Origin of the sequence: Pandoraea eparura (assembly GCF_902459725.1) — a bacterium.
Lineage (GTDB): Bacteria > Pseudomonadota > Gammaproteobacteria > Burkholderiales > Burkholderiaceae > Pandoraea > Pandoraea eparura.
Genome location: NZ_CABPSH010000003.1, coordinates 37,247 through 49,446, shown reverse-complemented (window position 1 = coordinate 49,446; position 12,200 = coordinate 37,247). Strand labels below are relative to the sequence as shown.

7 protein-coding genes are annotated in these 12,200 nt (G+C 66.3%); 5 read left to right on the top strand and 2 right to left on the bottom strand.

The window, feature by feature from the left end:
• Positions 1-5 precede the first annotated feature (5 nt).
• The gene (locus tag PEP31012_RS08260) at positions 6-656 is read right to left on the bottom strand and encodes an HAD-IB family hydrolase (protein WP_150588888.1); all 651 of its coding nucleotides are present in this window, start codon (positions 654-656) and stop codon (positions 6-8) included.
• 6 nt (positions 657-662) lie between these two features.
• Positions 663-905, bottom strand: a complete 243-nt coding sequence (locus PEP31012_RS08255; RefSeq protein ID WP_150588887.1) for a hypothetical protein — start codon at positions 903-905, stop codon at positions 663-665.
• Positions 906-1,370: 465 nt separating this feature from the next.
• Between PEP31012_RS08255 and bcsB the strand changes: the two genes are divergently transcribed.
• From bcsB to bcsA, 5 genes are all read left to right on the top strand, one after another.
• Entirely contained in the window at positions 1,371-3,599 is a 2,229-nt protein-coding gene (gene bcsB / locus PEP31012_RS08250) for a cellulose biosynthesis cyclic di-GMP-binding regulatory protein BcsB (protein ID WP_174978168.1), read from the top strand.
• Positions 3,600-4,823 carry a cellulose synthase complex periplasmic endoglucanase BcsZ gene (gene bcsZ, locus PEP31012_RS08245; protein ID WP_174978167.1) on the top strand — a complete coding sequence of 408 codons (1,224 nt, stop codon included), beginning with the start codon at positions 3,600-3,602 and terminating at the stop codon, positions 4,821-4,823.
• On the top strand, positions 4,808-8,662 hold the full coding sequence (locus tag PEP31012_RS08240; protein WP_174978166.1) for a cellulose synthase subunit BcsC-related outer membrane protein: 3,855 nt from the start codon (positions 4,808-4,810) through the stop codon (positions 8,660-8,662). Before bcsZ ends, PEP31012_RS08240 begins: the two co-directional genes overlap by 16 nt.
• A gap of 80 nt (positions 8,663-8,742) precedes the next feature.
• Positions 8,743-9,513 (top strand): cellulose synthase operon protein YhjQ/BcsQ, encoded by a 771-nt coding sequence (locus PEP31012_RS08235; protein WP_150588884.1) that lies wholly within the window; start codon positions 8,743-8,745, stop codon positions 9,511-9,513.
• Positions 9,510-12,188 (top strand): UDP-forming cellulose synthase catalytic subunit, encoded by a 2,679-nt coding sequence (gene bcsA, locus PEP31012_RS08230; protein ID WP_150588883.1) that lies wholly within the window; start codon positions 9,510-9,512, stop codon positions 12,186-12,188. The genes PEP31012_RS08235 and bcsA overlap by 4 nt, the downstream gene beginning before the upstream one ends.
• Positions 12,189-12,200: the final 12 nt, after the last annotated feature.

Genomic DNA, 12,200 nt, shown 5'->3' with positions numbered 1-12,200 from the left:
AGCCGTCAGGACGCCCGCCGCGAGGCATCGGCATCCGGCAGTGGCATGAGCTTGCCCTGGCCGCGAATCCAGGCGAAATCGGCGCGCTCGGCCATCTCTTTGTCGCCCCGGCTGTCGCCATAGACGAAGAGCACGCGTGGTGGCGAGGCCGCCCACCAGGCTTCGAGACGTCGCACTTTCTCCGGCCCCCAGCAATTGGGCTCGGCGAACTGGCCGGCGAACCGGCCGAGTTCGTCATAGGCCAGTTCAGTGCTGAGCACGGCATCGACCCCGACGGAGGCGGCCCACAGGCGCAGGTACAAGCCGGGCGAGGCGCTCACCAGCACGATGCGGTGTCCCATCGCGCGGTGCTGCCGCAATCTCGCAAGCATCTCGGGACGCAGAAGGCGCGGCAGACGTTGCGCGATGAACCGCTGGGCATCGGACTCAAGCTGCGCGCGGGTACGTGCGCCCAGCGACGCGCGCAGGAAGGCGGCCTTGGCGGTGCCCCGGTCGACGACGCGCAGTGCCGCGCCGATCAACCAGGGGGACGCGAGCACGGCGCTTGCCACGAAGCGCGGTGTGCCGACCGTGTCGCGCACGAAGACGCGAAGCGTGTCGGTCGTGGAAATCGTGCCGTCGAAATCGAAGGCAGCGATGATGGAGGCGTCTCGCATGCGGACTCAGTTTGCGAGCGAGCGCGGCGCGACATCCGCCGCTGCCGACGCAGCACAGCGTGAGTCGGCGAAGGCGACCAGATGCGGCCAGCGCTCGCTGGCCTGTCGGTTCGCCATGATTGCCTGTTCGTCGCGATAGTCGGGCAGCACGTCGGCCCCGACGACGTCGCGCAACCGATCGATATCCGATGGATAACGACGCTCGACGATCGCGTCGGCCACTTGCGGCGTGGGTGTGACGGGTGTCATAGGCAACGGGGTCGTGGCAGATGAGGAGTCGGTCTGTCGCATGCAAGGCATTGTATAGGGGCATTGGGGGCAGGGCAATTTCGCTGCCGTCCGGTCTGCCGGCGCACCGGGTATGCACTCGCGCATGACCAAGGTTCGCTTGATTACTCGCCCTGAGGCAGGCTAGCATGGTGCATCTACCGCTTTCGGACAGCCGCGTGGCGCTGTCCCGCTGGATCCTCTGCAATCTTAGGAGTGCAGGACAACGACGTGGTGAGACGTCGGGTCTTGCGGACGGGCCTCGTGTGAAGGCGACAATAATGCACCACAAGAACAGATGAGGCATTGCATATGCAGCTTCGAGCGTCTTGGTCGCGTTACAAAAAAATTTCCGCCATTTGGCTGTTAGCTGTCGCAGCGATGGATCTTGCGGGCAGCGGATTTGCGGTAGCGGCACCCACGACCGGTCGGCCGGGCAAGGCGCCGATGCCCTCTGGCACGGTCGCCGCGCCGGGCGCCGCGTCCGGCGCCACCGCGTCGCCCGACCCATCAGGCACCACTGCGGCGCTCGTGCCGGCGCCGCCCGGTACCCGTCAACGTACGCTCACGTTCGCTCAGTTGGGACAGACCGATGGACTGCGATTGCGCGGTACCGAAGGGTCGAGCGAGGTCAACTTCGGAATCCGACTCGATCAGACCGTGGCCTCGGCATTGTTGCGCCTGCGCTACACCTACTCGCCCGCCCTGATTCCCGATCTCTCGCAACTCAAGATATTTCTGAATGAAGAGTTGATCGCCACCTTGCCGTTCACCAAGCAGGACGGTGGCAAGCCGCTTGTGCGCGACATCGCGCTCGATCCGCGCCTGCTCTCGGGCTTCAACCGCGTGCGGCTGGTGTTGATCGGGCACTACTCGATGGAGTGCGAGGATGCGACGCACTCGAGCCTGTGGGCGGATATCAGCCCGCAGAGCGAGATTGTCACGAGCACGCAGCCGCTTACGCTTCGCAACGATCTGGCCACGCTGCCCGCGCCGTTCTTCGATCGCCACGATAACCGTGACCAGTCGATTCCGTTCGTCTTCGGCGCACCACCGTCGCTCGCAGTGGTCCATGCTGCCGGCGTGGTGGCCACGTGGGCCGGCGCGATCGGCGACTATCGCCGTACCCGCTTCCCGGTCAGTGTGAAGACGCTGCCGTCGAAGCACGCCATCGTGTTCGTCACGAACGACACCATGCTGCCCGGACTCGACTTGCCGAAGGTCGATGCTCCCACGCTGCGCATGATGTCCAACCCGGACGATCCGTCGCTCAAGTTGCTCGTTGTACAGGGGCGTGATGCGAAGGACCTGGAGACGGCTGCGCTCGCACTCGTCTCGGGGCGCGCCGCGCTGTCGGGCGATGCGATGCGCATCGACGCACTCACGCCGATGCCGCCGCGCGTGGCTTACGACGCGCCGCGCTGGGTTCGCACCGACCGGCCTGTGAAGTTCGGCGAACTGGTCGACAATCCGAACGACCTGCAGGCGAGCGGCTATATGCCGTGGCCGATCCGCCTTCGGCTCAATCTGCCCGCCGATCTGCTCACGTGGCAGAACACGGGCGTGCCGATGGATCTCAAATATCGCTACACGCCGCCGGTCAAGCCCGATGATTCGTCGATGAGCGTGTCGATCAACGATAAGTTCGTGCGTGCCTATCGTCTGCGCGCGGCGGGTGAGAGTCAGGACAAGAGCCACATGCTGGTGGAGTTGCTCTCGGATGGCACCATGGCCGATCGCAAGGAGGTGCGCATCCCCGCCTTCCAGGTAGCGTCGCGCAACTCGCTGTCGTTCCAGTTCGCGATGGAACCGCACAAGGACGGGATGTGCAGCCAGACGATCGCCCACGCGGCACGCTCGGCCATCGACGCCGATTCGACCATCGATTTCAGCGGTTTGCCGCACTACGCCGAAATGCCGAACCTGAGCTTCTTTGTCGGCAGCGGATTCCCGTTCACGAAGTACGCCGATCTCGCGCAAACCGCCATCGTGATGTCGAAGACGCCGGATACGGCGGAACTCGAAACCGTCTTCTCGACCCTTGGCCGGTTTGGCCGGTCGACCGGTGTCTATGCCGATCGCTTCGAAGTGCTCGACACGACGCAGACCGACCGCTTCAAGGATCGCGATTTGTTGATGGTGGGTGGCAGGGATGTGGCCGACCTTCTTGTGAAGTGGGGCAAGAATCTGCCGCTGATCATCGACCAGACGCGCCGGGTGATGACGGGACAGCCGCAGGCGTCGCGTGGGGATGGCGCGATGGGTTCGGCGCTTGCGGCCAGCCCCGTTGGCCCGGCCCACATGGACGCGGTGTCCCAGGGGCCGCTCGCGGCACTCGTAGGATTCGAGTCACCGGTGAGCCGCTCGCGCTCAGTGGTCGCGATCAATGCGTCGAGCGATGACGCCTTGCTCGGCGTGGTCGATGCCATTGACGACAACGCGCGTCGGGCGGAGATCCACGGCGATCTGGCCGTGTTCAGCGGCGCACGCGCCGAATCGTTCCGGCTTGGGCAGACCTACTTCGTGGGCGATGTGAGTTGGTGGACGCGCATTCGCTACCATCTCTCGAGTCATCCGATACTGGTGGGGCTGGTCGCGTTGCTTGCGGCATTCGCGATTGCGCTCAAGTGCTTCGGGTGGTTGCAGCGTCGCGCTGCGCGTCGTCTGGAGCCCTGAATGACACGCGCCGAGACGACGGGCCGACGCCGTCGTGACGTGTTGCGTGCGCTCGCCGCATGCAGTGCGTTGCCGATGCTCGGCACGCTGACACGCAATGCGCACGGTGCGCCGGCGAGCGCCGCGTCCGCGCCCGCGGCGCTCGGGCGCACCTGTGCGCCGGTCGACTGGCCTGACTGGGCTCGCTTCAAGGCGCGTTTCCTGAGCGACGACGGGCGTGTGATCGATCGCAGCATGGACGATCAGCGCACGGTGTCGGAGGGCCAGGCCTATGCGCTGACGTTTTCGCTGATGGCCAACGATCGCGCCACGTTCGACAAGGTGCTCGACTGGACCGCCAACAACCTGGCGCAGGGCGATCTGACCGCCCACTTGCCCGCGTGGCTGTGGGGCAGGCAGGACAATGGGCAGTGGGGCGTGCTCGATCGCAACCCGGCGAGCGACGCCGACATGTGGATCGCCTACGCGCTGGGCGAGGCGGGGCGATTGTGGAACGTGCGGCGTTATACCGCGTTGGGCGCGCTCGTCGCGCGCCGTATTGCGGCGCAGGAGACCGACTTTGTGCCGGGCCTCGGGCGCACGCTGCTCCCGGCGCCCGTCGGCTTTCATCCGGCCACGGATCTGTGGCGGCTCAATCCCAGCTACGTGCCGATGCAGGTGGTGCGCTATTTGGCGGGGCGCTTTCCCGAGAGCGGCTGGGCACAACTGATCTCGTCCTCGCTCAAGCAAATCACGCTGAGCGCACCGCCGCTCGGATTCGCGCCGGAATGGGCGATCTACCGTGCGGGCCGTGGCTTCGAGATCGATCCAGACACCCACGGCGAGGGCAGCTACAACGCCATTCGCGTCTATCTGTGGTCGGGAATGCTCGCGCCCGACAGTGACGACCTCCACGCGCTGAAGCACACGTTCGGCGGCATGCTGCGATATGTGGCAGCCCACGGTGCGCCGCCCGAACGGGTCAACACGCGCGACGGTAACGCGAGTCGGGCCGGCGGGTCCGGTTTCTCGGCGGCCCTCGTGCCACTGCTTCAGGCGGTGGGCGACACCGCGCAAGCGCAGGCGCAAGTCACGCGCGCGCGGGCGCTCGAAGCGCAATCGGCGCCGGGCTACTACAGTTCGGTGCTCTCGCTATTCGGTCTCGGCTGGCACGACGGACGCTTCCGTTTTGCCGCTGACGGCACGTTGCGGGTGCCATGGGAGGCGACTTGCCCAACACGCTGATTCGCTCCGCGTGTCTGACCTGCGTACTGATGGCGGCGGGCGGTGTCCCCGCGCGTGCCGCGTCCGGCCCGAGCGCGGGTGGCCAACCGAACGCCGTGGCCGCGAATCGTGATGTGAGTCGTCTGCTCGCAAGCGCCACGCTCTGGCACGCCCGTCATCGCAACGATCTCGCCCGCGCTGCGCTGGAAAAGGCGTTGCTCGTGCAACCGGAACAGCCCGATGTGATTTCGCTACTCGGTCAGATCGACAGCGAAGAGAACCATCCGCAGCCGGCGAACCAGGCGTTGCAGACGCTGCGCGCGCGCTATCCGAATGCTCCCGCCACGAAAGCGCTGGCGGATGTGATTCGGGTGAACACTGTCGACAAATCCCGCATCGCGCGCGCGCGACTGCTTCAGCGCAGCGGACAGGCTGATGCGGCGTTCGCCGAATACAAGGCACTGTTTCCCGACGGCCCGCCCAGAGGCGATCTTGGCGTCGAGTACTTTCGCGCACAAGCCAATGCCACTGACGGGTGGCCGGCGGCGCAACGAGGACTGGCCGCGCTCGCGAAGGACTCGCCCGGTGACTCGCGTGCGTCGCAGTCGTTGGCCGAGCTGATGATCGACCGCCCCGCGAGCCGCCTGGCGGGCACGCGCAGGGTGGCGGAACTTGCCGCGCGGCCCGATGCCGACCTGAACGCCTTGCTGCCGCTCTGGCAGAAAGGCCTGTCGCGGGCCGATGGCAATCTGGCCTGGCTGCCTCTCTATCAGCGCTATCTTGCGCTCTCGCCCAACGACACCGAGATTCGCGCGGCGTACAACAAGCTCAACGCACAACAGGCGGCGCGTACGCGCATGCTCAACGACCCCGCGTACCAGGCGCGGCAGGCGGGCATCAAGGCGCTCGATCAGGGGCGGCTGAGTGACGCGCAGCGCTCGCTCGACGCCGCGCGCGCCAAGCGTCCCAACGACGGGGAACTGCTCGGATCGCTGGGGCTGGGCAAGTTGCGTCAGGGCGATCACAAGGCGGCGCAGGCGCTGTTTTCCGAGGCCCTTCGCAAGGATCCGGCGAACGCGGGCAAGTGGCGTTCGCTGCTCCAGACGTCGCGCTTCTGGGGCACGATGGCTGAGGCACGCGATGCCCGCGACGCCGGGCATCTCGCCGAGGCCGACCGGCTCGTGCGCAGCGCCCTGGCCAGCGATCCGCGCAATCCCGACGGGTTGGCATTGCTGGGCGAGATTGCGCTCGACGACAAGCGTGACAGCGACGCCGAGCGACTCTTCCAGCAGGCGCGCAAGATCGAGCCGGACAACGACACGGCATTGCGCGGTCTGATCACGTTGTATTCGCGTGAGCATCGCCGCGCCGAGCTGGCCAGTCTGCTCGGCAATCTGCGGCAACGTTTTCCGCAGGACAAGGCGCGCTTCGACAAGGCCGAGGCGGCAGCCCTGTCCGATGACGCCGAGCGCGAGATGGCGCAAGGTCACAACGGCCCGGCGCTCGCGGCACTGGAACGTGCCGTCACGCTCGATCCGGGCAACGCCTGGACACGCTACTCGCTTGCCAGCCTCTACCGGAAGCTGCGCCTGCCGCAGATCGGTCGCGACGTGATGGCCGAAGGCTTGCGCCAGCCGCTATCGCCCGATGACCGCGCGCAGATGCTGTACGCGCAGGCCCTCTATCTGAACGTGATCGACGACGAAGCCGGCGCCCGCGCCGCGCTTGCACAAATTCCGGCCGCGAGCGTCACGCCGTCGATCCGCCGCATGCAGACGACGCTTGCCATTCGCGACACGGCGCGTCTGGCACGTGAAGCGCATGCCGCGGGCGACGACGCCCAGAGCGAGCGACGCTATGCCGACGCGTTGGCGATGGCCGGCGACGATCCGGAACTGATCGGTGAGGTTGCGCGTGCTCGCGTGGCGGCAGGGCAGCCCGAGGCGGGGCTGGCGCTCATGCGCGACTGGCTCGCGGCGCACGCCGACAAGCCGCAGCCGGACGCACAACTGCGCTATGCGGAATTGCTCGACACGGCCGAACGCGATACCGAACTCGGCACGTTCCTGGCGGGCATCGATCCGCCCACGCTCGGCGCGAATCAGCGCGCCGAATGGCAGGATTTGCAGGATCGTCTCGCCCTGCGCGAAGCCGACCGCGCGCGGGCGTTGGGCGACTTCAAGACCGCGCGCGAGACGCTCGGTCCGTTGCTCTCGCGCCAACCGCCCGACAAACGCGCGCTCTCGTCGCTGGGCGACCTCTATTTCGACGAGCGTCGCTTCGACGAAGCGCGCAAGATCGCGCAAGCGCAACTCCAGCAGGATCCGAACGATCAGGACGCGCGCCTGTCGCTCGTGCGCGTGCTCTACGAGATGCAGGACGACGCGGCCGCCAACCGCGAACTCGATCGCGCACTGGCCGAGGCGCCACCCGATGACGTCTGGACACAACTCGCCGCCGTGCGGCGGCTCACCGCGATGCGACGCTTTGACGAAGCCATCGCCCTGAACGACAAGCTGCGCGTTCAATTCCCCGATACGCCGGCCGTGACCGTGCAACGCGGGCGCATTGCGCAGTCGCAGCGTCGTTACCAAGAAGCGAAGGGATGGTATGACCAGGCGCGCAAGGAGGAAATCGTGCAGGGCGCGCTGCCCGGCTACGACGGCATGACGTCGGCCGAGTCGGCCATCGATTCGTTGCAAGCGCGCCGTAACAGCTATGTCGCGGCGGGGTACGAAATCGACGAGAAGAAGGGCGATGGCGGCATCTCGATGTTCAACGCCCGCGCCGTGCCCCTATACGGCCAGTACGCCGTCGGCTATGACGCTCACGTGTTCGCCCAGACAGATTACGTCAGTGCCGACTCGGGCGACTTGCCGCTCAACGGCACGTCCGAGTTCGGCACGCTGCCGCTGCTCAATGTCGCCGCGTTCCGGGCCGCCAATCCTGGCGTGCAGGGCGATTACGGCACGAAGCGTCAGAAGGCACACGGGCAGGCGCTCATGCTCGGCTACGAGAACGACTGGATCCGGGCGGACATCGGTCATACGCCGGTAGGATTTCCGATCTCCTATGTGACCGGCGGCGTGCGCCTGTTCGGCAACCTCGGCCGCTACGACTACTGGGTCGATGCGTCGCGTCGCCCGATGACAGGCAGCATGGTGTCGTACGCCGGGGCATCCCTGCCGTTGCCCGAGATCTTCGGCGACGGCAAATGGGGCGGTGTGCGGCGCGATGCGCTTACGTTCCACGCGTCTCGCGACTTTCCCAAGTGGGGCATCTTCGGCGAAGCGAGCGTGGCGCGGCTCACGGGCGAGAATGTGCTCAACAACTCGGAGGTATCGGCGCGCGCCGGCGTCGACCTGCCGCTCATCTACCGACGCGACATGCGCGTGAACACTGGCCTCACGTTGTTCTTCGACAGCTTTGTGCAGAACGAACGCTTCTACACCTATGGCCACGGCGGGTATTACAGCCCGCAAACCTACGTGTCGCTGACGTTGCCGCTGGAATGGTACGGCCGCGCGCAACGCTGGTCGTACTACCTGCGCGGGTCGGTGTCCGTCTCGCAGAGTCAGGAGAAGGCGATGCCGTACTTTCCGACCGACGGCGCGCTGCAAGCCGCCAGCGGCAATTTGACGTACGGCTCGGGCGGTGGCTTCGGCGTGGGCTTCTCGCTGCTCGGGCGGGCCGAGTACTGGATCAACCGCCATTGGGTGATCGGCGCGCAGGCGCAGTTCGAGCGTTCGGACTATTACGCGCCGAATCGTTTCCTCGTCTATCTGCGGTATCACTTTGATGCCCGTCGCGGTGATGTGCCGATGCCGCCGTCGCCGGTTCGCCCGATCTGGAGTTATTGACCCATGTGCGCTTGCATTGATCTCGCTTTTGTCGCTGTCTTGTCGCGCATGGCGGAAGTTCAGGCCGGGAAGGAGGGCGCATGTTGACCCTCATTGCCGTCGTGTCCAGCGCCGGTGGCGCCGGGCGCAGTACCGTAACGGCCCATCTGGCGGCGTCGCTGGCGCAGGCGTCGCATCCGGTCGCCGTGCTCGAACTCGATTCGCAAAACAGCATTGGCGTGCTGCTTGGCCTTCGCGAGACTTGCGCGGCAGGTGTACTGTCGGCAAGTGTCGCGCCGGACGGCTGGAATAGTGTGTTGTGTGAGACGCCGGCGCACGTGCCGTTGCTGCCTGCCGGCCGCAGCGAAGCGGCGAGTCTTCGCGCCATCGGCGAGTGGCTGCGTCAGGACACCGGGGGGCTGCGCCGTCAGCTCGACGCGCTCGGCTTGCCCGACGGCGCCCGCGTTTTCATCGACACCCAGCGCTTGCCCGATGTCATCGCGCAGGCGGCCGTGGCGGAGGCCGACTTCGTTCTTGGCGTGGTGCCCGTGACGACGACGGGTTACGTTACGCTGCCGGACCTGATCGCGGCATGCGCGGGGCGCGCGCAGATCGTGCCGAATCTCGCGGCGGGCAACTCGCCGCTCAACAACGATCTCCTCCACCTGATCCAGGCGCGCGCAGGCGACGCCGTCTTGCCGTTGCGCCTTCATCGCGACGACGCGATCGGCACGGCGGCGGCGAGTGGTCAGCCGCTGGGCAGCGCGGGGCAGGGCTCGCAGGCTGCGCTCGATGTCACACAACTGGTGGCGTGGTTGCTGCACGCGACGACGTTGCAAGATGCGATGCCCGACACCGGGAGCCGCGCATGATCCGCGACGCACTGCGCTCCCTCTGCCGGCTAGGCGGCGAGATTCTCGTTGTGCGGCTCGCGGTGCCACCGCGCGCGGACGGACGCCCGCCGGGACTGTTGCAATGGATGCTGGCCGCGACCTTGCGCTCGCCCCGTCACCAGCGCTGGGTCGCGCAGGCCAGCGACCACGCCGTGACGCGGCTGGCGATGCGGCTCGACGTTCATCGGCTGGACCAGTGGCGCGACTGGTGGCTGCGCATTCTGTTTCATCCGCCGCGCGCCGGACGCCCCGACTATCCCGCGCGTGCGCTGGCGTGGATCAACGCGCGTGTCACGCAGCGGCTCGATGTGCCGGCCGATGCGGGCTTCGGTCAGATCGTGTGGGCGCTGTTTTGGCGCCGCGCCGATCGGCGTCCGGCATTTCCGCCCTATGTGCTGTGGACGGCGTTGTGCAACAACAACGAACGCGCGCGCCTTTGGCTGGTGCAGACGCTCTTCGGCATTCCGCCCGACACGCCCGCGCAACTCGCCCATCGCTTCGACGCGCAACTCGAGCGCGTGATGCAGTGGCGCGTGACATCGGCCATCGTTGCGCTGCTCGGTCTGATCGGTGTGTTCTGGATCGTGACGACACCGTTCGAGCCGTTCGAGCAGTTGCTGTTCTCGATCTGCACACTCACGCTGGCGCTGGTGTTCCGCCGGCTCGACAGCCAGTATTCGGTACTCGTGCTGATCGGTCTGTCGCTGATTTCGACGATCCGCTATGTATGGTGGCGACTCACGCAGTCGCTGGCGTTCGACACGTTGGCCGAGGCGGCGTTTGGCTATACGCTGGTGGCCGCCGAGATGTACACGTGGCTGATCCTGCTGTTCGGCTACATACAGACGGTCTGGCCGTTGCAGCGCCGCATCACACCGCTGCCGCCCGATTCGAGTCAGTGGCCCAGCGTCGATGTCTATATCCCCACGTACAACGAGGGCCTCGATGTGGTGCGCCCGACCGTCTATGCCGCCTGCGGCATCGACTGGCCGCCGGAGAAGCTCAACATCTACCTGCTCGATGACGGACGTCGCGACGAGATGCGCGAATTCGCCGCGCTCGCCGGGGTGCATTACCTCACGCGCCCCGACAACCGGCATGCCAAGGCCGGCAACATCAACCATGCGCTGGGCAAGACGCACGGCGAGTTCGTCGCCATCTTCGACTGCGATCACATTCCCGTGCGCTCGTTTCTGCAGACGACGATGGGCGCCTTTCTCAAGGACCCGCGCTGCTCGCTCGTACAAACGCCGCACCACTTCTTCTCCGACGATCCGTTCGAGCGCAACCTCGCCACGCGCGGGGCGGTGCCCAACGAAGGGCGCCTGTTCTACGGCATCGTGCAGGACGGCAACGACTTCTGGAATGCCTCGTTCTTCTGCGGCTCCTGCGCCGTGTTGCGCCGTACGGCACTCGACGAAGTCGGGGGTGTCGCCGTCGAAACGGTGACGGAAGACGCGCACACGGCGCTCAAGATGCACCGTCGCGGCTGGAACACCGTGTACCTGAAGGTGGTACAGGCGGCGGGGCTCGCGACCGAATCGCTCTCGAGTCACGTGGGCCAGCGCATCCGCTGGGCGCGCGGCATGGCGCAGATTTTCCGCGTCGACAACCCGCTCTTCGGGCGCGGCCTGAAGTTCGGTCAGCGTATCTGTTACGCGAACGGCATGCTGCATTTCTTCTACGGCATTCCGCGCATCATCTTCCTGCTCGCGCCGATCGCTTATCTGTTCTTCGGGTTGCATATCGTGCAGGCGGCGGCCCTGAGCATTTGTGCCTACGTGTTGCCGCACATCGCCCACGCGAACATCGCCAATTCACGCATCCAGGGCAAGTATCGCCATTCGTTCTGGTCGGATGTCTATGAAGCCGTGCTGGCGTGGTATGTGGCGCTGCCCACGACGGTAGCGTTCATCAACCCGCGGTACGGCAAATTCAACGTGACGGCCAAGGGTGGCCTGATCGAGCAGAGCTTCTTCAACTGGAACATCTCGAAGCCGTATCTGGTGCTGCTCGGATTCAATGTCCTGGGCTTCCTGGCGGGCGTCTTGCGCTACCTCTACGGACCGGCGCATGAGATGGGCGCGTTGATCTTCAACGTGGCGTGGGTGACGTTCAATCTGGCGGTGCTGGGCGCGGCGGTGGCCGTGGCGACCGAGGTGCGGCAGGTGCGCCGCACGCATCGGGTGTCGATGCGCATGCCCGCCACGCTGTATCTGCCGGACGGGCGCGCGATGGCGTGCCACACGCGCGACTTCTCGGGCGGCGGCCTGGCGCTGCAATTGCCGGTGCCGCTCGCGTTGCGCGAGGGCACCGAGGCGCAGGTCGCACTCGCGCGCGGCGCCACGGAATATGGCTTTCCGGTGCGCGTGGTCGGGGTGCGCAATCAGGCGCTGTTTCTCTCGTTCATGCCGCTCACGGTGGCGCAGGAGAAACATCTCGTGCAATTCACGTTCGGACGCGCCGATGCCTGGCGCGACTGGGATGTGGAGCGTGCCCGGGACGAGCCGATCAAGGCGCTCTTCGAGATGCTGGCGATGGGCCTGCGCGGCTATCAGGTGTTGGCGAACTACTTGCTGGGCAAACTCGTGACGCGTTGGCAGCATCGCCTGCGCGGCGCGCGCCAGACGTCAGCCGGGCAAACCCGGCACTGAGGAACGCATACG